Annotated in this window: 20 protein-coding genes; 6 read left to right on the top strand and 14 right to left on the bottom strand. The window is 71.3% G+C overall.

Features of this window, described 5'->3' with window-relative positions; all coding sequences use genetic code 11:
- Nucleotides 1-86 precede the first annotated feature (86 nt).
- The 3 genes from smc to DIZ27_RS31010 all read right to left on the bottom strand — a co-directional run bounded on the left by smc (nucleotide 87) and on the right by DIZ27_RS31010 (nucleotide 4,818).
- Nucleotides 87-3,683 carry a chromosome segregation protein SMC gene (gene smc, locus DIZ27_RS31030; RefSeq protein WP_109381747.1) on the bottom strand — a complete coding sequence of 1,199 codons (3,597 nt, stop codon included), beginning with the start codon at nucleotides 3,681-3,683 and terminating at the stop codon, nucleotides 87-89.
- Between the two features lie 270 nt (nucleotides 3,684-3,953).
- On the bottom strand, nucleotides 3,954-4,157 hold the full coding sequence (locus tag DIZ27_RS31020) for a hypothetical protein (RefSeq protein ID WP_109381746.1): 204 nt from the start codon (nucleotides 4,155-4,157) through the stop codon (nucleotides 3,954-3,956).
- A 379-nt stretch (nucleotides 4,158-4,536) separates the two neighbouring features.
- Nucleotides 4,537-4,818: an acylphosphatase gene (locus tag DIZ27_RS31010; protein ID WP_109381744.1), complete on the bottom strand. Its 282-nt coding sequence runs from the start codon at nucleotides 4,816-4,818 to the stop codon at nucleotides 4,537-4,539.
- 161 nt (nucleotides 4,819-4,979) lie between these two features.
- On the opposite strand from DIZ27_RS31010, the gene DIZ27_RS31005 reads away from it, so the two are divergent.
- The gene (locus tag DIZ27_RS31005; RefSeq protein WP_109381743.1) at nucleotides 4,980-6,317 is read left to right on the top strand and encodes a CAP domain-containing protein; all 1,338 of its coding nucleotides are present in this window, start codon (nucleotides 4,980-4,982) and stop codon (nucleotides 6,315-6,317) included.
- A 142-nt stretch (nucleotides 6,318-6,459) separates the two neighbouring features.
- The gene (locus DIZ27_RS31000) at nucleotides 6,460-6,858 is read left to right on the top strand and encodes a helix-turn-helix domain-containing protein (protein WP_109381742.1); all 399 of its coding nucleotides are present in this window, start codon (nucleotides 6,460-6,462) and stop codon (nucleotides 6,856-6,858) included.
- On the opposite strand, the gene mutM is transcribed toward DIZ27_RS31000, so the two are convergent.
- From mutM to DIZ27_RS30955, 9 genes are all read right to left on the bottom strand, one after another.
- Entirely contained in the window at nucleotides 6,834-7,691 is an 858-nt protein-coding gene (mutM, locus tag DIZ27_RS30995; RefSeq protein WP_109381741.1) for a bifunctional DNA-formamidopyrimidine glycosylase/DNA-(apurinic or apyrimidinic site) lyase, read from the bottom strand. The genes DIZ27_RS31000 and mutM overlap by 25 nt on opposite strands.
- A gap of 91 nt (nucleotides 7,692-7,782) precedes the next feature.
- Nucleotides 7,783-8,643, bottom strand: coding sequence for a ribonuclease III (gene rnc, locus DIZ27_RS30990; protein ID WP_375232020.1), 861 nt, complete (start codon nucleotides 8,641-8,643; stop codon nucleotides 7,783-7,785).
- A 7-nt stretch (nucleotides 8,644-8,650) separates the two neighbouring features.
- Nucleotides 8,651-8,824, bottom strand: coding sequence for a 50S ribosomal protein L32 (gene rpmF / locus DIZ27_RS30985; protein ID WP_003951102.1), 174 nt, complete (start codon nucleotides 8,822-8,824; stop codon nucleotides 8,651-8,653).
- A gap of 2 nt (nucleotides 8,825-8,826) precedes the next feature.
- Nucleotides 8,827-9,480 carry a DUF177 domain-containing protein gene (locus DIZ27_RS30980; RefSeq protein WP_109381740.1) on the bottom strand — a complete coding sequence of 218 codons (654 nt, stop codon included), beginning with the start codon at nucleotides 9,478-9,480 and terminating at the stop codon, nucleotides 8,827-8,829.
- A gap of 151 nt (nucleotides 9,481-9,631) precedes the next feature.
- Nucleotides 9,632-10,744 carry an ATP synthase F0 subunit B gene (locus DIZ27_RS30975; protein ID WP_109381739.1) on the bottom strand — a complete coding sequence of 371 codons (1,113 nt, stop codon included), beginning with the start codon at nucleotides 10,742-10,744 and terminating at the stop codon, nucleotides 9,632-9,634.
- Between the two features lie 132 nt (nucleotides 10,745-10,876).
- Nucleotides 10,877-11,356 (bottom strand): pantetheine-phosphate adenylyltransferase, encoded by a 480-nt coding sequence (gene coaD / locus DIZ27_RS30970; protein ID WP_109381738.1) that lies wholly within the window; start codon nucleotides 11,354-11,356, stop codon nucleotides 10,877-10,879.
- A 26-nt stretch (nucleotides 11,357-11,382) separates the two neighbouring features.
- A complete protein-coding gene (gene rsmD / locus DIZ27_RS30965) occupies nucleotides 11,383-11,973 on the bottom strand; it encodes a 16S rRNA (guanine(966)-N(2))-methyltransferase RsmD (protein ID WP_109381737.1) in 591 nt (196 codons plus the stop codon).
- A 120-nt stretch (nucleotides 11,974-12,093) separates the two neighbouring features.
- On the bottom strand, nucleotides 12,094-14,322 hold the full coding sequence (recG, locus tag DIZ27_RS30960; protein ID WP_109381736.1) for an ATP-dependent DNA helicase RecG: 2,229 nt from the start codon (nucleotides 14,320-14,322) through the stop codon (nucleotides 12,094-12,096).
- A 173-nt stretch (nucleotides 14,323-14,495) separates the two neighbouring features.
- The gene (locus DIZ27_RS30955; protein ID WP_109381735.1) at nucleotides 14,496-16,217 is read right to left on the bottom strand and encodes a DAK2 domain-containing protein; all 1,722 of its coding nucleotides are present in this window, start codon (nucleotides 16,215-16,217) and stop codon (nucleotides 14,496-14,498) included.
- Nucleotides 16,218-16,485: 268 nt separating this feature from the next.
- Between DIZ27_RS30955 and rpmB the strand changes: the two genes are divergently transcribed.
- Nucleotides 16,486-16,671 (top strand): 50S ribosomal protein L28, encoded by a 186-nt coding sequence (gene rpmB, locus DIZ27_RS30950; RefSeq protein WP_004924906.1) that lies wholly within the window; start codon nucleotides 16,486-16,488, stop codon nucleotides 16,669-16,671.
- Nucleotides 16,672-16,811: 140 nt separating this feature from the next.
- Here rpmB and thiD read toward each other — a convergent pair whose 3' ends face one another.
- Both thiD and DIZ27_RS30940 read right to left on the bottom strand, forming a co-directional pair.
- On the bottom strand, nucleotides 16,812-17,633 hold the full coding sequence (thiD, locus tag DIZ27_RS30945; RefSeq protein ID WP_109381734.1) for a bifunctional hydroxymethylpyrimidine kinase/phosphomethylpyrimidine kinase: 822 nt from the start codon (nucleotides 17,631-17,633) through the stop codon (nucleotides 16,812-16,814).
- Nucleotides 17,630-18,595, bottom strand: coding sequence for a thiamine-phosphate kinase (locus DIZ27_RS30940; RefSeq protein WP_109381733.1), 966 nt, complete (start codon nucleotides 18,593-18,595; stop codon nucleotides 17,630-17,632). The genes thiD and DIZ27_RS30940 overlap by 4 nt, the downstream gene beginning before the upstream one ends.
- Nucleotides 18,596-18,819: 224 nt before the next feature.
- On the opposite strand from DIZ27_RS30940, the gene DIZ27_RS30935 reads away from it, so the two are divergent.
- The 3 genes from DIZ27_RS30935 to DIZ27_RS30925 form a co-directional block, all read left to right on the top strand.
- Nucleotides 18,820-19,053 (top strand): Lrp/AsnC family transcriptional regulator, encoded by a 234-nt coding sequence (locus tag DIZ27_RS30935; protein WP_109381732.1) that lies wholly within the window; start codon nucleotides 18,820-18,822, stop codon nucleotides 19,051-19,053.
- A gap of 20 nt (nucleotides 19,054-19,073) precedes the next feature.
- Complete coding sequence (locus DIZ27_RS30930; protein WP_109381731.1) at nucleotides 19,074-19,580, top strand: DUF3515 domain-containing protein; 507 nt, start codon at nucleotides 19,074-19,076, stop codon at nucleotides 19,578-19,580.
- 45 nt (nucleotides 19,581-19,625) lie between these two features.
- On the top strand, nucleotides 19,626-20,367 hold a 742-nt coding region (locus DIZ27_RS30925), incomplete at its 3' end, for an IS630 family transposase (protein WP_109381792.1).

Genomic DNA, 20,367 nt, shown 5'->3' with positions numbered 1-20,367 from the left:
GATCCCGCGAGGTTGGGTTCAAGAATTGAAGTCAAGCGTGCGGGACGCAGGATGGGTGATCATGAATGCATGCAGGTTGCACTTGCCTAGCGGAGGCGCTGGCTGATGACCTTGGAGACACCGTCGCCCTGCATGGAGACGCCGTAGAGCGCGTCGGCGACCTCCATCGTGCGCTTCTGGTGGGTGATCACGATCAGCTGCGAGGCCTCCTGCAGCTCCTGCATGATGCGGATCAGCCGCTGGAGGTTGGTGTCGTCGAGGGCGGCCTCGACCTCGTCCATGACGTAGAACGGACTCGGCCGCGCCTTGAAGATCGACACCAGCAGCGCCACGGCGGTCAGTGACCGCTCACCGCCCGAGAGCAGCGACAGCCGCTTGACCTTCTTGCCCGGCGGACGCGCCTCGACGTCCACGCCCGTGGTGAGCATGTCGTCGGGGTCGGTCAGCACCAGCCGCCCCTCACCGCCCGGGAACAGCCGGGAGAAGACGCCCTCGAACTCCCGGGCCGTGTCCCGGTAGGCCTCGCTGAAGACCTGCTCGACGCGCTCGTCGACCTCCTTGACGACCTGGAGCAGATCCGCGCGGGTCTTCTTCAGGTCCTCCAGTTGCTCGCCGAGGAACTGATGGCGTTCCTCCAGAGCCGCGAACTCCTCCAGCGCGAGCGGGTTCACCTTGCCGAGTTGCTGGTAGGCCCGCTCGGCGGCCTTCATCCGCTTCTCCTGCTCCGCCCGCACGAAGGGGCGAGGCGTGTTGCGCGGGTGCTCGGGGTCGTCCGGGAGGCCCTCCCCGTCGGCGGGGGGCGAGGGCGGCACCAGTTGGTGCGGTCCGTACTCCGCCACCAGTCCGGCCGGTTCGACACCCAGTTCCTCCAGCGCCTTGGTCTCCAACTGCTCCATTCGCAGCCGCTTCTCGGCGCCGAGTACCTCGCCCCGGTGAACTGAATCCGTCAACTTGTCGAGTTCCGCCTTGAGATCGCGTCCCTCGGTGCGTGCCCGGGCGAGCTCCTGTTCGCTGCGGGCCTTCGCGGCCTCGGCGGCGGTGCGCTCCTCCTCGGCACGCGCGAGGGACACCTCGACGTGCGCGAGCAACTGACGGGCACCGCCCGCGACGGCCTCGGCGACGGCTGCCTCGTGCCGCAGCCGGGCCCGCCGCTGCTCGGCACGCGCGCGTGCCTCGCGTTCCGCTCGGGCGGCCCGGTCGAGGGAGTCGGCCCGCCCGGCGAGTCCCTTGACCCGCTCCTCGTGCGTACGCACCTGGAGCCGGGCCTCCATCTCGGTCTGGCGGGCGTTGGCCCCGTCGGCGGCGAGCCGGTCGCGCACGGAGGAGTCGGGCTCCTCTCCCTCCCCGAAAGGGGCACTCTCCTCGGCGACGGCGAGCCGTTCGGCGAGTTCCTCCACATCGGTGAGCGCGTTGTCGAGGGCTTCCTGCGCCCTGGCAGCCGCGGCAGCGGAGCGCTCGGCCTCCCCGGCCGCACCACGTGCCTGCCCGGCGAGCCGGCCCAACTGCTGGGCGACGGAGGACTTCTCCCGGTCGGCGGCCCGGCGCCGCTCCCCCAGTTCCTCGACGAGGGCCGCGCACCGGCCGCGTTCCTCGGCCGCCGTGTGCTGTGCCAGGGTCAGTTCCTCGCACCGCACACCGAGCTCTTCCAGCTCGGCGGCGGCCTCGTCCACGGACGCCCGCACCTCGAGCAGGCTCGGGGCTCCCGCCGAGCCGCCGTGCGCGAAGTGCGCGCCCAGCAGGTCGCCCTCGGCGGTCACGGCGGTCAGCTCGGGCCGCGCGTACACCAGCTCCTCGGCGTCCTCCAGGGTGCCGACGACGACGATGCCGTGCAGCAACCGGCTTACAGCGGGCAGGAGTTCGGCAGGACCGCGCACCAGGTCGGCGGCGTACGGGGGACTGTCGGGAGCATTCGCGCGCGGCTCGTGCGGTGCGTCGGCGGGTACTTCCCGCGGTCCGCCGTCAACGGCGCCGGTGAGCAGCAGGGTGGCGCGGCCCGCTTCCTGTTTGCGCAGCAGGCGGATCGCGTCGGCGGCGGTGGCGGGGCCGGTGACGGCGAGGGCGTCGGCGGCGGCCCCGAAGGCGGCGGCGAGGGCGACCTCGTGGCCCGGGGCCACGGTGAGCAGTTCGGCGGCGGGGCCGAGCAGCCCGGCCAGCCGGTCCTGCGCCGCGAGCAGCGCGCCGGTGCCGTCCTTGCGGCGCAGGCCGAGAGCGAGGGCCTCGTGGCGGGCCCGGGTCGCGGCGCGCTCACGTTCGACGGCAGTGACCGCCTCACGGGCGGCGGTGAGGGCGGCCTCGGCCTCGGCGAGCCGCTGTTTGGCCTCCGTGTGACGTCCGGCGAGTTCCGCGTCGTCGGCGTCGAGACCGTCGACCTCGGCCTGCAGGGCCTCGTACTCCTCCTGGGCGGCGACGGCCCGTTGCTGAGCCTCGTCGCGGGCCGCGGCCAGGCGCTCGATCTCGGCCTGGGCCGCCGCGGCACGCGAACGGGCCGCGCCCACCTGGCCCGTGAGCCGGACGAGCCCCTCGCGCCGGTCGGCGAGGGCGCGCGCGGCGTCCTTCAGCCGCCTTTCCTCCAGGGCGAGGTCGCGTTCCAGCTCCGTGCGGTGGGCGACCGTGTTCTCCAGGGCGTGTTCGGCGGCCTCGAGGGCGGCCTCCAGCTCGGCCTCCTGCTCGCGGATGCGGGCGGCCTCGCGCTCCATGTCCTCCGGGTCGCGTCCGCGGCGCTCCTCGGGCGGTGCGGAGGTGGCGCTCTTCACGCGCGCTTCGGCCAGCGAGATGGTCCCGCGCACCCGCTCGGCGAGCTGGGAGAGCTCGTACCAGGTCTGCTGGGCGCTGTGCAGGCGCGGAGTGAGCCGGCGCACCTCATCCTCGAGGACCGCCTCCCGCTGGAGCGCCTTGCGCAGTTCCTGTTCGGCGGCGTCCTTGCGCTCCTTGAGGGCGGCCTCGTCGGCGATCTCCGCCGCGACCGCGTCGCGCAGCCGCACGAGGTCGTCGGCGAGGAGACGCAGGCGGACGTCGCGCAGGTCTGCCTGGATGACGGCGGCCCTTCTGGCGACCGCGGCCTGGCGGCCGAGGGGCTTGAGCTGGCGGCGCAGTTCGTCGGTGAGGTCCTGTACGCGCGCGAGATTGGCCTGCATCGCGTCCAGCTTGCGCAGCGCCTTCTCCTTGCGCTTGCGGTGTTTGAGGACACCGGCTGCCTCCTCGATGAAGGCGCGGCGGCCCATCGGGTCGGCGTGCAGCACGGAGTCCAGTTGGCCCTGGCCGACGATGACGTGCATCTCACGGCCGATGCCGGAGTCGGAGAGCAGTTCCTGGATGTCGAGGAGGCGGCAGGTGTCGCCGTTGATCTGGTACTCGCTGCCGCCGTTACGGAACATGATCCGCGTGATGGTGACCTCGGCGTACTCGATGGGCAGGGCCCCGTCGGCGTTGTCGATGGTCAGCGACACCTCGGCTCGCCCGAGCGGCGGGCGGCCGGTGGTGCCGGCGAAGATGACGTCCTCCATCTTGCCGCCGCGCAGCGACTTGGCGCCCTGCTCGCCCATGACCCAGCTGAGCGCGTCCACGACATTGGACTTCCCCGAGCCGTTCGGACCGACGACGCACGTGATGCCCGGTTCGAACCGGAGCGTGGTCGCCGAGGCGAACGACTTGAAGCCTCGGAGGGTCAGGGCCTTGAGATGCACGTGGCCGGACTTTACCTGTCCGGGATGTCCCACTCCATGAACCGGCGGTTTCACGGGTGAACGCGCAGGGCACACCAAACGTTAAAGACGGTGAAAGGATGCGCGGGTCAAGGAACCGGGGAACTGGGGAAACCGGGCGGCGCAGGGGGTGCCTGGGGGGTACGGAGGCAGGAAAGAAGGGACGCCGGGGCGTCCCTTGCACTTCTGACAACGTGGCGGTGGTGACGGGTGAACCGACCGCTGCCTTGCCGGGGTGGAGCGGTGCAGCGATCAGGTCAGCGCAGGCTCCGCCTGGTGTGCGTCAACGCTCTCCATGATCCTGTCGTGAGAAGCGGCAGCCGCAAGCTCGTCGTTCTCCGCCTGGATCCGTACGAGTTCGGATTCCAGGTCCTGGACGCGCCGCTGGAGCCGTCGCATCTCGGCGAGGAGTCGAGGGTCGGAGCCGCCGACGTAACCGAGAAGCGCCTTTGCCATGATGGATGGTCCTCCACAATGCGTGACCGACCTGTGCGGTGTGGGTCGTGAGGGATGAGCACCCGCGGTGCTTGGCAGACCTGGAGTTGTGCTGCCGTTCAGCCATGCCAAACAGCTAAGGTGCGCGGGGCTTTCAGCGTCTCACCAAAAAGTTTGACGGTCAACACGATCACGCCCCGTATCGGCGGATGGCCGAGCGTGCACGGCTGTCGGGCGGTGGCGGCGCCGCTCGTGCCGGCCCCCGGGGCGCGGTGGGTCGGATGTGCGGGCGAGCTTCCCACGACGGGGGCGTGCTTGGCAATCACCAGGAACTTTCCGTGCTTTCGGGCCGACCGGGACCCCCTCTCCGGCCCCCGGGGACTCCGGGAGGGCGGGGGGATCAGCGGATGGCGAAGCCCTCGTAGCCGCCGCGGGGTGTGTCCCATATCTCGGTGACCCCGTCCACATGTCCGGGCGTGTCGCCGTCCTGGAGCCAGTCGAGCAGGTCCTCGCAGCGTTCCCGGGAGCCCTCCGCGACCACTTGGACCCGTCCGTCACCCAAATTGAGAGCAAAGCCACTCAGACCGCCGATCTCCAGCGCCTTGGCCCGCGTGAACCAGCGGAAACCCACACCTTGGACCCGTCCTCGCACCCAGGCGACCAGCCGCACATCCTCGCTCATGACTGCAACCTAACCGGACAATGTCACTCGGGGCACTCCCTCCCCTTGCGCCATGCGGTACCGTCCCGATCGAACGAATCTCATATGAAACTCACACGATCGTGTGAGTTTCATGTTGATCGCGAGGACGGGTCGACCGCAGGGACCAGGAAGGCCAGGACATGGGACGCCACCGACGCTCCGCCGCCGGCCGCGCCGCCACGGGCCGCGCCGCCACGGAGGTCACTCAGCACGACGGCCGGTACGACGGGAGCCACGACCCGCTGAGCGCACACGCGGCGGACGCCCCGACGATGGGCATCGCCCCCTACCTCAATCCGGAGGCGTACGCCGAGACGTCCGCGAGGAGCGAGGCCTACCTCTTCGCGACGGAGGACGGCCCCGGCGACGGTCACGCCGCCGGCGACTTCGCGCAGAACGGCTTCACCCAGGACGGCTTCGCGTACGGCGACCGCTCCGGAACCTCCTTCCAGGCAGACCACGGGAACGACCACCCGGGCGGCTTCCCCGCCAGGCCCGACCGCTCCGCGGCCGCCGCCGAGACGGCTGTCTTCGCGAGCGACGGCCTCCCGCCCAGGGACGCCCCGCGGGGCGGTTTCCCCGACGACGGCTTCACGCCCGGCGACGGCGACCGGCACTCGGGCGGCTCGGGCGGGCGGCGCCGGAAGAAGAAGGCCGCGACGCCGGTGCGCACCGGACTGCTCGGGGTCTCCGCCGCGGTGGCCCTCGGCACGGTCGCGGTGGCCACGGGCGCGGTGCCGGGCCTCGAGAACTACAAGCTCGGCGGCGACAGCTCCCCCGGCGAGACGGTGGAAGCCGCGGGCACCCCGACCAACACACCCGGCGAGCAGGGCGGCACCTCGGGCAGTCTCGAGAGCCCGAGCCGGGAGGCCGGCGCCCCCGCCAGCCGCGACTCCGAGCGCTCCACCTCGCCGAAGCCCTCGCCGTCGGCCCCCTCGGCCGAGCAGTCGAAGACGCCGGAGACGAAGGCACCGGAGAAGGCGCCGGAGCAGCAGAAGCCGGCGGTGACGCCGAGCGAGAAGCCCGAGACGACGCCGCCTCGCAAGGCCACCCCGGAGCCGGAGAAGCAGGCGCCGAGCAGTCCGGTGACCGTCTCCGAGGAGGCCGCCGCCGGAGCCCAGGTGCTCCAGTTGGTCAACCAGGAGCGGGCCAAGGTGGGCTGCAGCCCGGTCGCCGCGAACAGCGCGCTGACGGGCCTGGCCACGGCGTTCAGCCAGGACATGGCCGAGCGCGGCTTCTTCGACCACACCGACCCCGACGGCGACACCCCGTGGGACAGGGCGAAGGCGTCCGGGATAGCCGACCTCGGCGGGGAGAACATAGCCCGCGGCCAGGCGACCGCCGCGGCTGTGATGGAAGCCTGGATGGACAGCCCCGGCCACAAGGCGAACATACTGAACTGCGACTTCAAGACGCTGGGCGTGGGCGTGCACTTCGGGTCGGGCGGCCCGTGGTGGACCCAGAACTTCGGCTACTAGCCGGACATCAGCGGTACGCGTGGTGCGTGGACGGCGGTTCGGGACTTCCCGGGCCGCCGTCAGCGTTCCTCGGCGTTCCTCGGCACTGACTTCCAGTTAGTGCATTCTGCTGGTAAGCGCTGCGCTGAAGTACGCTGATCGGATGACGACCACGCGGCGGTACCCGGGGGATCCGGGGCTCCCCTACAACGCGTTCGCCAGGGAGTGCCCCTCACGCGGCACGCTGGAACATGTGACGGGGCGCTGGGGCGCGCTGACGCTCGGGGCGCTGTCCGAGGGCTCGCTGCGCTTCAACGAGCTGCGCCGCCGCGTCGACGGTGTGAGCGAGAAGATGCTGTCCCAGACGCTGCACGCGCTGGAACGCGACGGTCTGGTGCACCGCGAGGCACAGCCGACCAACCCGCCCCGGGTGGACTACGAACTCACCCCGCTGGGCCACGAGGCCGCGCGGCGCGTGCTGTCCCTCATCCACTTCCTGGAGGACAGCATGGACGACGTGCTCCTGGCGCGGGAGAGTTACGACGCGCGCGGAACCCGCTGACACCTCGGGCAGAAGTAGCTGGACCGGTTCATCCAGGGCCGTCGGCGTATCGGCGTGCCGCAGCGACGGCAGGGCAGGTCCTCCCGCCCGTAGGCGTCGAGGGACCGGTCGAAGTAGCCCGACTCGCCGTTGACGTCGACGTAGAGGCTGTCGAAGCTGGTGCCGCCCACCGCGAGGGCGGCGTTCATCACGTCCCGCACATGGTCCAGGAGGAGCTGGGAGCGCGGGCGGGTGAAGGTCTCCGTCGGGCGCTCGTAGTGGATGCGGGCCCGCCACAGCGCCTCGTCCGCGTAGATGTTGCCGACGCCGCTGATCAGCGACTGGTCCAGCAGGGCCCGTTTGATGGTGGTGCGCTTGCGGCGCAGTGCCCGGTGGAAGGCGTCGTCGTCGAAGAGCGGGTCGAGCGGGTCGCGGGCGATGTGCGCGATGACGTCGGGCAGGCCCTCGGGAGTGTTCTCGTGCAACGACAGCCCGCCGAAGGTGCGTTGGTCGACGAAGCGGAGTTCGGTGTCCAGCGCGTCCGTGAAGCGGACCCGGACCCGCAGATGCTTCTCGTCCACCGCCGTGTGCGGCTGGACCAGCAGCTGGCCGCTCATGCCGAGGTGGGCCAGGACGGACTGGCCCGTGCCCTCCAGGGGCAGCCACAGGTACTTGCCGCGGCGGCTGGGGACACCGACACGACGACCCTTCAGACGGTGCGTGAAGTCCTCGGCGCCGGCGACGTGGCGGCGTACCGCACGCGGGTGCAGCACCTCGGCCTCGGCGACGGTCCGGTGGGCGACCCACCGCTCCAGTCCCCGCCGTACGACCTCGACCTCGGGCAACTCGGGCATCGTTCCCCCTCCGAGGATCGGTCCACGAGCGTGCCCCGAGCGCCCACCCCGTCGGGGGCGGGCGCTCGGGTCGCGCTCGGCGTGTGTGGTGTCAGGCGGAGGCCGACGGTGCGCCGGCGGCCGGTTCGGCACCCGCGTCGACGTCGGCGGCCGGCTCGTCCGTCTCGGCCCTGGCCGCCGCCGCGGCACGCTCGTCGGCCGCGGTCCGGATGGACCGCCAGGCGGACTCGGCGGCCTGCTGCTCCGCTTCCTTCTTGCTGCGGCCGGTGCCGGTGCCGTACGAGACGCCTCCGACGCGGGCGGCAGCAGTGAAGGTCTTCTCATGGTCGGGGCCGGTCTCCGTGACCAGGTACTCGGGCACGCCGAGCCCTTCGGTCGCGGTGAGCTCCTGGAGGCTGGTCTTCCAGTCCAGGCCGGCACCGAGGTTCGAGGACTTCTCGATCAGCGGGTCGAACAGGCGGTGCACCAGTTCGGAGGCCGCCTCGAGGCCCTGGTCGAGATAGACCGCGCCGATCACCGCTTCGAGGGTGTCGGCGAGGATGGACGCCTTGTCCCGGCCACCTGTGCCCTCTTCACCGCGGCCGAGCCGGATGAAGGAACCGAGATCGAGCCCGCGGCCCACCTCCGCCAGCGCACGCGAGTTGACCACCGCGGCCCGCAACTTGGCCAGCTGGCCCTCGGGCAGGTCGGGGTGGGTGCGGTACAGCGTGTCCGTGACGACGAGGCCGAGCACGGAGTCCCCGAGGAACTCCAGCCGCTCGTTCGTCGGCAGGCCGCCGTTCTCGTACGCGTAGGAGCGGTGGGTCAGCGCACGCACCAGAAGGGCGGACTCGAGCCGGTAGCCGAGCCGCCCTTCCAGAAGCGTGTGGGACGAGGCCTGGTTGTCGTCCGCCGATCCGCTCCCGCTCACGCGGGACGACTGCTTCTTGGGCGTGGACACAGTGCCTCTCACCAGCCGCTCAGACCTCGAGGACCTGGCGCTTGTTGTAGGTGCCGCAAGACGGGCACGCGATGTGCTGCTGCTTGGGCTCGTGGCAGCGCTCGCACGCAACCAGGGTGGGGACCGCAGCCTTCCACTGCGACCGGCGGTGGCGCGTGTTGCTGCGCGACATCTTCCGCTTCGGAACAGCCACGGCTACTTCTCCTGCTTCTCGGCGGCGTCCGCGGATCCTGGCCCGTCGCCGCTCATCTCGTCCTTCTCGCCATCTTCGAGTGAACCGGCGAGTCCCTGCAGTGCCGCCCAACGGATGTCGACGGCGTCGTGGTGGTGGTCCGGGTCGTCCGCGAGCCGGGCTCCGCATTCGGAGCACAGGCCGGGGCAGTCGTCCTGGCACACCGGCTGCATCGGCAGTGCGAGCACCACCGCGTCACGCAGCACGGTCTCGAGGTCGAGCATGCCGTCCTCGAGGAAGAGCCTGTCCTCGTCGTCCTCGGCGTCGTCGCCCGGCTCCGCGATCGCACGGCCCCGGTCGTCGGCGTCAGGGTACGAGAACATCTCCTGGAAATCCGCCACGAGCTCCAGCTCGAGCGGCTCCAGACACCTTACGCACTCCCCCTCGGCCGTCGCACGGGCGGTGCCCGTGACGAGCACCCCTTCCATGACCGACTCGAGCCGGAGTTCAAGCTCCACCGGGGCGCCTTCCGGCACTCCGACGACTCCCTGGATACCGAAGTCCCTGGGCGCCTCGACCGAGCGGGTCAGCCGCTGCAGCGCGCCCGGCCTCCGTCCCAGCTCGTGCGTGTCGAACACGAGGGGATTACGGTGGTCGAGGCGGGCGTTCAGAGCCATTCCTGCTTTCGATCTTCGAGCTTGAGGGAACGCCGACCCGTGGAGTTCCCGGGCAGCGTGGATCGCGGATGTGCACACGACCGAGGAGCCAGGATACTGGACCTTCGGCTCTCCGCCCAATCCGGCCCCGTGGCGACCGGCGACGGGCCGGTCAGCCGTTGCCGCGGCCCTGTTCGTAGGCCCGCAACTGTTCGGCACTGATCATGCTGGTGTCGAAGAGACTGGTCTCGTCGAGGACGGCCGGGGTCTGTTGCTGCTGCGGGACGTAGCCCTGCTGAGCCTGGCCGGGGTCGTACGCCGGCTGCTGCGGGGTCTCGTAGCCCTGGTAGGCGGCGTACGGGTCCTGCTGGGCGGCCTGCTGCTGGTAGCCGTACGGATCCTGCCCGCCGCCGTACTGCTGCTGGTAGCCGCCGTACGGGTCGGGCTGCTGGTAGCCGTACGCCGCCTGCTGCTGGGCGTAGTCCTGCTGCTGCGGGTCCTGCTGGGGGACCTGCGGCGCCTCCTGCGGCTGCTGCGGGGCCCGCTGGGCCGGGATGTCCGGCATGGCCGCGAGGTCGGCGAGGTAGTCGGCGTCGCTGGAGTGCTGGATCGTGGTGGGGTCCTCGGCGAGGGCGCCGAGGTCGTCGCTGGCGATCCGGCCGTGCAGGGTCTGACGGCCCCGGCCCACCGCCTCCAGGGTCTTGGCGAGGACCGCCTCGAAGGCACCGAGCTTGACGTCGACGTACTCGTCGGCGCTGCGGCGCAGGGTCTCCGGGTCGTGACTGCGCTCGGGGGCGTCGTCCTCCTCGGGGTCCACATAGCCCTGCTCGTCGAGTCCGGGTCCGGTGCCGAGCAGCTTCTCGCGGCCGCGGCCGACGGAGCCGAGTGTCTTGGTGAGGACGACCTCGAAGTTGGCGAGCTTGGAGTCGACGTAGTCGTCGGCCTCCGCGCGGACCTCTTCGGCCTCCCTGCGGGCCTCGGCGAGGATCCGGTCGGCCTCGGACTGGGAGCGGCGGGCGACCTCCGTGCCGGAGATCAGGGAGCCACGCTCGGCGTGCGCGCCCTCGATGATCCGCTCGGCCTCCTGGCGGGCTTGCTCGACCATCTGCTCGCGGTCGCCGATGAGTTCCTGGGCCTGGGCGAGGGAGTCGGGCAGCGCCGCGCGCACCTCTTCGAGCATCGAGAGCAGCTCTGCGCGGTTGACCACGCACGAGGCCGACATGGGCATCGACCGGGCACCGGAGACCGCGGCGACGATCTCGTCCAGCTTCTTCTGCACGTCCACCGTGTGCTCGCCACTCCCTACAGCTGTGTTGGAGACGGACGCAACGACTGTACGGCCCCGGGCCGGGCGGGGAACACCGGCCGTCGGATTGCCGGGGCCCCCACCGCCCCGGGGCGGCCGCCCCGGCGGCGCTCAGTCCCTGCGCAGCCGCTCGGAGAGAGCGGAGAGGACTTCCGGGGGCACCAGGTGCGAGACGTCGCCGCCCCAGGTGGCGACCTCTTTGACCAGGGAGGACGACAGGAAGCTGTAGGTGGGATTGGTGGGGATGAAGAGGGTCTCCACACCCGAGAGGCCGTTGTTCATCTGGGCCATCTGCAGCTCGTAGTCGAAGTCGCTGACCGCGCGCAGGCCCTTGACGATCGCGGGGATGTCGCGCTGCTTGCAGAAGTCGACGAGGAGACCGTGGAAGGCTTCGACCCGTACGTTTCCGTACTCGGCGGTGACCCGGCTGATCAGGTCTATCCGTTCCTCGACCTCGAACAGGCCCTTCTTGGACTGGTTGATCATCACCGCGACGTAGACCTCGTCGTAGAGGCTGGAGGCGCGGCCGATGATGTCGAGATGTCCGTTGGTGATCGGGTCGAACGACCCGGGGCATACGGCGCGGCGCACTTGTGATCCCTCGCTCTCCGGTCCGGTCATCGTGCGTCTTCGCACGTAGAGGCGGCGCGACCGTACCAAAACGTTCCCTCGCCGTAGCGACGGGCCCGGATCGCGTCGAAACCGGGCGGCCACCCGAACTCTCCGCCTCTGGTGCTGCGCTCCACGGTGACGACGGCTTCCTCTGCGAGCCACCCCCCGGAGCGGAGTGTGAGCAGGATCTCGCGAAGATCGTCGTCGGAGACGCTGTACGGGGGGTCGAGGAAGACGATGTCGTACGGCCCGGCCGCCGGCGGGGGCGTGCAGATGATCTGTTCCGCTTTGCCCGGTCTGACTTCGGCGCCGGGCAGTCCCAGCGCCCTGATGTTGTCCCGGACCGTGCGGACGGCCCTGGCGTCGGCCTCGACGAGGAGGGTGTGCCCCGCTCCCCGGGACAGGGCCTCCAGGCCCACGGCGCCGGAGCCGGCGTACAGGTCGAGGACGCGCTCGCCCTCCAGCGGGCCGCCGAGGAGGGCCTGCCAGGTGGAGAACAGGCCTTCGCGCGCACGGTCGGAGGTGGGTCGGGTGCCGTTGCCCGGCGGTACGCCCAGGCGGCGCCCGCCGGCCCGGCCGGCGATCACGCGGGTCATGTCCTGGTCCTCGTCCTTGGTCGGTGCGCTCGGAATGTGTTCGGGATGTGTGTCGATGCGTTCGGGATGCGTTCGCGTACGTGGCTGGGTGCCGCGGACCCGAAGGATGGCTCCAGTCTGTCAGCCCTTCTCCAGGTACTGCTCCCGCTCGTCGTCCAGCAGGGCGGCCAGTGCCGTGCGCAGCCCCGGCAGACGCTCCAGGTCGGGGTCCGCGGTGACGACCGCGGCCGCCTCCTCGCGGGCCTCGGCGATGATCTCCTCGTCGTCGATGACGGCGAGCATGCGCAGGCTGGAGCGGGTGCCGGACTGGGCCTGGCCCAGGACGTCGCCCTCGCGGCGCTGTTCGAGGTCGATGCGGGAGAGCTCGAAGCCATCGAGGGTGGCGGCGACCGCGCCCAGCCGCTGCCGGGCCGGGCTCGCCTCGGGCATCTCGGTGACCAGCAGGCACAGGCCAGGGGCCGAGCCCCGTCCGACCCGGCCGCGCAACTGGTGGAGCTGGGAGACGCCGAAGCGGTCCGCGTCCATGATCACCATCGCGGTCGCGTTGGGGACGTTGACCCCGACCTCGATGACGGTGGTGGCGACCAGGACGTCGGTCTCGCCCGCGGCGAAGCGGCGCATGACGGCGTCCTTGTCGTCGGGCTGCATCCTGCCGTGCAGGACCTCCACGCGGAGACCCTGCAGCGGCCCCTTCGCCAGGTGGTCGGCGACGTCGAGGACGGCGAGCGGCGGACGCCTCTCGGCATCGGCCTCCCCCGCGGCCGCCGGGGGTTTCCTCTTCCCTGCCTTCGGCTCGTCCTCCTCGTCGCCGATGCGCGGGCAGACCACGTACGCCTGATGGCCGCCCTCGACCTCCTCGCGCACCCGTTCCCAGGCGCGGGCCAGGAAGTGGGGCTTGTCGGCGGCGGGGACGACATGGCTGGCGATGGGCGAGCGGCCGGCCGGGAGCTGGTCGAGGACGGAGGTCTCCAGATCACCGAAGACGGTCATCGCGACCGTGCGCGGAATGGGGGTGGCGGTCATGACGAGCAGGTGCGGGGGCTGCTTGCCCTTGCCGCGCAGGGCGTCGCGCTGTTCCACGCCGAACCGGTGCTGCTCGTCGACGACGACCAGGCCCAGGTCGTGGAACTGGACCTTGTCCTCGATCAGCGCGTGGGTGCCGATCACGACGCCGGCCTCGCCGGTGGCCAGGTCGAGCAGGGCCTGGCGGCGGGCCGCCGCGCCCATGGAGCCGGTGAGCAGCACCACTTTGGTGGCGTTCTCCACCCCGCCCAGCATTCCTCCCTCGGCCAGCTCGCCCATCATCTCGGTGACCGACCGGTGGTGCTGCTGGGCGAGCACCTCGGTGGGCGCGAGCATGGCCGCCTGTCCCCCTGCGTCGACGACGGCGAGCATGGCGCGCAGGGCGACCAGGGTCTTTCCGCTGCCCACCTCGCCCTGGAGCAGCCGGTGCATCGGGTGCTCCGTCGCCAGGTCGTCGAAGATCTCCTTCGAGACCTTCTGCTGGCCCTCGGTGAGCGTGAAGGGGAGGCGGTCGTCGAAGGCCGCGAGCAGGCCGTCCGGCCTCGGTCTGCGGGCGACGGCGGGAAGCAGGGCGTCGGCATGGCGGCGGCGGGCGAGGGCGACCTGGAGGACGAAGGCCTCGTCCCATTTGAGGCGGGCGCGGGCATCCTCGATGTCGGCCCTGGTCTGCGGGCGGTGGATCTTCAGCAGGGCCTCGGGCAGCGGGACCATGCCGCGCCCCTCGCGCAGTGCGCCGGGGAGAGGGTCCACGGCGTCCCGGGCACTGGGCAGGACGGTCTGGAGCGCCTTGCCGATCTTCCAGGACTCCAGCTTGGCGGTGGCGGGATAGATCGGGATCAGCGCGCCGGCCCAGGTCTCCACGCTCTCCTCCGAGTCACCGTGCAACAACTCGTAAGCGGGGTGGGCGAGTTGGAGTCGGCGATTGAAGACGGAGACCTTGCCGGCGAACATCGCGCGGGTGCCCGGCAGGAGTTCCTTGTGCGGTTTGTGGACGCCGTTGCCGAAGAAGACCAGTTGGAGCCGGCCGCTGCCGTCCGTGATGGTGACCTCCAGGCGCTGGCCCTTGCCGCGCGGGGCCCTGGAGGAGGCGAAGGTGTGCAGGCGGGCGTCGGCGACCTGGGCGACCACGGTGACGTGCTCGTCCATGGGGAGGTCGACGAGGTGCGTGAGCTGACCGCGCTCCTCGTACCTGCGGGGGTAGTGGTGGAGGAGGTCGCCGACCGTGTGCAGGCCGAGGTGCTCGGCCATCACCTTCGCGGTGGGAGGGCCGAGCACCGACTTCAGTGGCTGTTCCAGTGGTTCTCGCAGTGCGGGCACGAGATCCATTGCACACCAAGGCACTGACAAAGCGGGAACGCGGGAGCCGGAACGCCCCTGAACGTCTCGGGAAATCCCTGGTCAGGCGAGTCAACGGGGTTTCAGGACGACGCGCTCCGGCACGCGCCGGTCCTACGGGCCGGTCCGGAGCGACCGCGCTGACGACGGGAGGGCCCCGGTGTTCACTCCACGCCGATGAGGAGCAGGGCGCCCTGTCTGCCGCCGTGGTAGAGCACCGTGTCGACGGCCAGGTAGCCCTCACGGACCCGGGCCTCCAGGTGGGCGGCGAGGGTGTGCGGGGTCTCGTCACCGAGGACCAGGGTGACCATCTCTCCGCCCGCGGCGAGCATCCGGTCCAGGACGGCCGCGGCGGTGGCCGTGACATCGTCGCCGATCACGGCCACATCACCGTCGATGAGGCCGAGGACGTCGCCGGCCTGGCAGATGCCGGCCATGGTCCAGGACTGCCGTTCGGCGACGGTGACCTCGGCGTACCGGGTCGCGCCGGCCGCCGAGGTCATCGCCACCACGTCCTCGTCGAAGCGGCGCTCCGGCTCGTGCACCGCGAGCGCCGCGATGCCCTGGACCGCGGAACGGGTCGGGATGAGCGCCACCCGGAGCCCTTCGGCGCGGGCCTGTTCGGCCGCCGCGGCGGCGGTGTGACGCAGCTCCTCGTCGTTGGGCAGCAGCACCACCTCACGCGCGTGCGCCCGCCGCACGGCCTCGACGAGCTCACCGCTCGCCGGCGGCTCACCGGGCCGGGCGAGCACCGTGGTCGCACCGGCCTCGGTGTACAGGCCGGCCAGCCCCTCTCCGGGCACCACGGCCACCACGGCCCGCTGGACACGTTCCTGGAGCGGACGCCCGGCACCGGAGGTGTGTGCGTCACCGGCGCCGAAGTGCGTGATCCGGATACGGTGCGGGCGTCCGGCCTCGACCCCCGCCTCCACGGCGGCGCCGGCGTCGTCGACGTGGACGTGGACGTTCCACAGTCCGTCGCCGCCGACCACGACGAGCGAGTCCCCGAGACCGTCGAGCCGCTGCCGCAGCCGCTCCACGGCCGCGTCCGAGGCCTCCAGGAGGTAGATCACCTCGAAGGCGGGCCCGGTGAGCCCCGTCGCACCCTCACCGTCGGCGCACTGCGCGGACCCGGCGGACGCGCCATGCGCCACGCGCGCGTGGCGCACGGAATCGGGCGCCGGGCTCCTCGGCGTCTCCCCCGTGAACGTCTCCACCAGCGCCCCGAGCACCGCCACCAGTCCCCTGCCGCCCGCGTCCACCACTCCCGCCCGCTGGAGCACGGCCAGCTGGCCCGGTGTCGCGGCGAGGGCCGCGCCGGCCCCCTCGTAGGCCGCCCGCGCGACCGCCCCGCAGTCGCCCTCCGCTCCGCCGGCCGCGTCGGCGGCGGCCGAGGCGACGGTGAGCACGGTGCCCTCGACGGGGTGGGCCACGGCCTGACGCGCGGAGTCGGCCGCGTTGCGCAGGGCCTGCCGCAGCCCCTGCCCGTCGGCGCGGGTCTCCGTCTCGTACCCGGCCAGCACCTGTGCCATCCCCCGCAGCAACTGGGCCAGGATCGTCCCGGAGTTCCCGCGGGCACCGATCAGCGCCCCGTGTGCCATCGCCCGCGCCGCCTCGGCCAGCGTGGGCCCCTTGGTTCCGTCGGGCCCGTCGGGGTCGTGAGCCCGGTCGGTCCGCTCGGCCTCGTGCCCCGCGAACACCGCCTCGACCGCAGTGGCGGCGGACTCGACCGTCAGGTAGAGATTCGTACCGGTGTCGCCGTCCGCCACGGGGTAGACATTGATCGCGTCGATCTCCTCACGCGCCCGGCCGAGGGCGTCGAGCGCAAGTCCGCACCAGGCACGCACCGCGAGAGCATCGAAGAATGTCTGCGGCACCTGCGCCACCTGCGCCTCCCTGAGCTGCCGGCCGTGGCTCGCAGCGTAGACCTTGGGGTGCCGGGCGGCGGAAGCGGGCCGGGACGGGCCCCTGAGCTGCCATGGTAGTTTCGTTCTGCTGGTGCAGCCGTTGTATGCTGCTCCGGTTGCCCGATCCGAATCGGGCCTCTCCCTGGCAAAGCCACTCAGATTCCCAAGGGCTCCTGGAGCTCCGGCATCCTGATCCCGGCCGTGCCGGGATCAACCGTAAGTGCATCTGAAGTCTTTGGAGTGACCCGTGGCTGCCAACTGCGACGTCTGCGGCAAGGGGCCGGGCTTCGGCAACAACATCTCGCACTCGCACCGCCGTACGCCCCGTCGCTGGAACCCGAACATCCAGCGCGTGCGTACCGTGGTGGGCGGGACGCCGAAGCGCGTGAACGCTTGCACCTCGTGCATCAAGGCCGGCAAGGTCTCGCGCTGACGCTCTCACTGAGCGCGCGGCCACAGCTGGTCCACCGCACTGAGCCGGTCCACCCGAAGTGGACCGGCTTTTTGCCGTGCCCGCACGGACCGGCTCCCGTACGTACATCTGCCACACGTACGTCTGCCGGGCGGACGCTCTCAGCCCGCGTCGGCCCCCCTCAGCGCCCATCCGTGATCCACCGGCCCGATTCCGCCGCCCAGCGCGAATCCGGCCGCGATCGCCCCCGTGACGTACTCCTTGGCGGCCGTCACCGCCGCCGGCACCGGCCGGCCCTTCGCCAGGTGCGCGGCGATCGCCGAGGCGAGGGTGCAGCCCGTGCCGTGGGTGTGCCGGTTGTCGTACCTCGGAGCGCGCAGCCAGTGCTCCTGTGAACCGTCCGTCAGCAGGTCGACGGCCTCGCCCGTACCCCCGGCGAGGTGACCGCCCTTGATCACGACCCACCGCGGCCCGAACTCCAGCAGCGCCTCCGCGGCCCGGCGGAAGTCCTTCTCCGACTCCACCCGCACACCGGTGAGTTGCGCCACTTCGTCCAGGTTCGGCGTGGCCACGGTCGCGACCGGCAGCAGCTTCGTCCGTACGGAGTCCAGCGCGGAGGACGCCAGCAGCGCGTCCCCGTGCTTGGAGACTCCGACCGGGTCGACGACCACCGGCGCCCGGGTCCCGGAGATCAGATCGGCCACCGCCTCGACGAGTTCGGCGGAGGCCAGCATGCCGGTCTTGACCGCCTGGACGCCGATGTCGTCGACGACGCTGCGGTACTGGGCCCGTACCGCCTCCACCGGCAGCGGCCAGGCGCCCTGCACACCCAGGGAGTTCTGCGCGGTCACCGCGGTGACCACGCTCATGCCGTGCGTGCCCAGCGCGAGCATCGTCTTCAGGTCGGCCTGGATTCCCGCGCCCCCGCCGGAGTCCGAGCCGGCCACGGTCAGCACCCTCGGTGGAGCGACCCCGGCGCTCATGACTCGATGTCCCCGAAGTGGTCCCAGCCGGCCTGAACGGTCCAGGGGGCTCCGTCGACCGTCACCTGGGGCAGCGCCGAGGGGTTGAGCACCTCGCCTATCACCTTCCAGCGGGCGGGCAGTTTCACGTCCGGCGGGAAGGTGGCCACGATCGCGTGGTCCTCTCCCCCGGTCAGCACCCACTGCATGGGGTCGACACCGACGGCCTGTCCGATGTCGTTCATCTGGGAGGGGATGTCGATCGCTCCGGAACGGATGTCGATGCATACCTTGCTGGCCTCGGCGATGTGACCGAGGTCGGCGATCAGTCCGTCGCTCACGTCGCACATCGCCGTCGCGCCCAGCCCCGCGGCTGCGGGGCCCGCGTGGTACGGCGGTTCGGGGCGGCGGTGCGCCTCGACGAAGGCGCGCGGCGAGCGGAAGCCGCGCGAGAGCACCGCGTGCCCGGCCGCGGACCAGCCGAGCCAGCCGGTCACCGCGACGAGGTCGCCGGGCTGTGCGCCGCTCCGGGTCACCGCCTCCTGGTTGCGCAGGTCACCGAGCGCGGTGATCGAGACCATGATCGTGTCGCCGCGGACGACGTCTCCGCCGACCACCGCGGCGCCCGCGACCTGGCACTCGTCGCGCAGGCCGTCCATCAGCTCCGAGGGCCAGGTCACCGGCAGTTCCGCGGGGACGACCAGGCCGAGCAGCAGCGCGGTCGGTACGGCGCCCATGGCGGCGATGTCGGCGAGGTTCTGGGCGGCGGCCTTGCGGCCGACGTCGTAGGCCGTGGACCAGTCGCGGCGGAAGTGACGGCCCTCCAACAGGATGTCGGTGCTGGCCACGACCCTGCGGTCGGGTGCGGCGACCACCGCGGCGTCGTCGCCGGGGCCGACCCGGACCGCCGGCGTGGTGGTGAGACGGGAGGTGAGCTCCCTGATGAGCCCGAACTCCCCGAGCTCACCAACAGTGCCCTTCATTTCCCCAGCTCCCCTTCTTTCCCTGTCCGTTCCCGGTCCCGTTCCCGTTCCCGGTCGCGAGTCGTCTGTGTCCTCGCTACGGTCGAAGTGACCGTCACCTTCTGTCCAGTCCGGACCCCGGCGCGCGGGGTTTGGGTCCCGCAGGTCTCCCCGCGAAGAGCGGCGACGCGATACCGTGGCGTTCCTTTTCCCCACATGATCCTCGTGTCCGCTCTGGAGGTTTCGTGGTACAGGCGTACATCCTGATCCAGACGGAGGTCGGCAAGGCGTCGACCGTCGCCGATCTGATCGGCGAGATCCCTGGAGTCATCCAGGCCGAGGACGTGACCGGACCCTATGACGTCATCGTGCGCGCCCAAGCCGACACCGTCGACGACCTGGGGCGCATGGTGGTCGCGAAAGTCCAGCAGGTGGACGGCATCACCCGTACCCTGACCTGCCCGGTCGTCCATCTGTAGCCCCCGTCTACCCTGTGCCGGTGAGTTCCTTCCGTCACCGGCACGCAGTCCTGCCCGCACTCGCCGCCGTCGTGCTGATCACCACCGCGGGCTGTTCCTCGGCAGACGACAGCGCGTCGGCGGCGGTTCCCAGCCCGGACGCGAAGGTCACCGAGCTGTGCCGGAACCTGGACAAGGCCCTGCCGGCGACGGTGGACGGTGAGAATCGCGACGATCCCGAACCCGCGTCCGAACTGACCGCGGGCTGGGGCGGCGTGGCGATCATACTGCGGTGCGGTGTCGGGCAGCCGCCGAAGATGATCGATCCCAAGGTGGCGAACGGCAACGACCCGGACGCGATGGCGGGGGGCGTGAACGGCGTCGACTGGCTGATGGAACAGCAGGACGACGAGACGTACCGCTTCACGACCGCCAACCGTGAAGCCTATGTCGAGGTGCGGGTGACCGACGGGCGGGACAGCACGGGCGTACTGATCGATCTCGCCCCGGCCGTCAAGAAGGCGATCCCCGAGGGGATCGCCTCCTAGTGTGCTGCGCCAGAAATTCTGAGGGTTAGTTGCTACCTTCTTTTCATGACGCATCGAGGCCCCGCTGCTGTAGAGATCGTTCTTTCCGACGACGAGCGCATCGAGCTGGTGCGCCGGGCGGGGCTGCCGGACCGGCGTGTGGCTGAGCGGGCCCGGATCATCCTGGCCTGCGCCGATGGCATGTCGAATGCGGGTGCCGCGCAGGCGGTGGGTGCCGGCGTGAAGACGGTCCGCAAGTGGCGTGGGAAGTTCGCCGCCGAGCGACTGGCGGGGCTTGCGGACGAGGCACCCATCGGCCGGCCGAAGTCCGAGCTGGTCCTGACCGAGGACGAGCGGGCCCAGCTGGTGCGCTGGGCGAGGCGGGCGAAGACCGCCCAGTACCTCGCGCTGCGGGCGAAGATCGTGCTGCGGTGCGCCGAGGGCGGGACGAACAAGCAGGCTGCCGCCGATCTCGGGGTCGACCAGTCGACCGTGGACCGCTGGCGGGCCCGCTTCGTAGCCGATCGCCTCGATGGCCTGCAGGACGAACCGCGAACCGGCCGGCCGCCCTCGATCCTGCTCGACCAGGTCGAAGACGTCATTGTCGCGACCCTGGAATCCACCCCGGGCCGGGACACGCACTGGTCGCGGGCCTCGATGGCCGCCCGCACCGGGCTGTCGAAGTCCACCATCGGGCGGATCTGGAAGAGGTTCGACCTCAAGCCGCACCTGCAGGACTCCTTCAAGCTCTCCACCGACCCGCAGTTCGTCGACAAGGTCGTGGACGTGGTCGGCCTGTACCACAACC

This window comes from Streptomyces sp. NWU339 (assembly GCF_003143855.1).
In the GTDB taxonomy this organism is placed as follows: Bacteria; Actinomycetota; Actinomycetes; order Streptomycetales; family Streptomycetaceae; genus Streptomyces.
Note: the sequence above shows the minus strand (reverse complement) of the source record. Positions and strands in the feature narration are given on the sequence as shown.